Here is a 225-nt window from a genome sequence, read left to right as displayed (position 1 = left end):
ACCGTCGGGGCGATCATCACCCGGGTGTCGGCCGACATCGATGCCCGGGTCGACCGGCTGGCGGGGTTGCGGCGGATCGGGATCGACGAGATCTCCTTCCGGCGCGGTCAGAACTACCTGACCGCGGTGGTGGATCACGACACCCGTCGGCTGGTCTGGCTCGGTGAAGGCCGCACCAAAGCGACCTTGGAAGCATTTTTCGATCAGCTCGGCCACGAGCGTGCC

The 225-nt window shown here is 66.7% G+C and carries 1 protein-coding gene; it reads left to right on the top strand.

What is annotated here, in order from left to right; all coding sequences use genetic code 11:
* Positions 1–225: transposase (locus tag QQ657_RS57080; RefSeq protein WP_284750759.1), on the top strand; the 225-nt coding region annotated here is incomplete at both ends.

This window comes from Amycolatopsis ponsaeliensis (genome assembly GCF_030182635.1).
In the GTDB taxonomy this organism is placed as follows: Bacteria; Actinomycetota; Actinomycetes; order Mycobacteriales; family Pseudonocardiaceae; genus Amycolatopsis; species Amycolatopsis ponsaeliensis.
The sequence above is the reverse complement of the archived record's forward strand: the minus strand, read 5'-3'. Positions and strand labels throughout refer to the sequence as shown.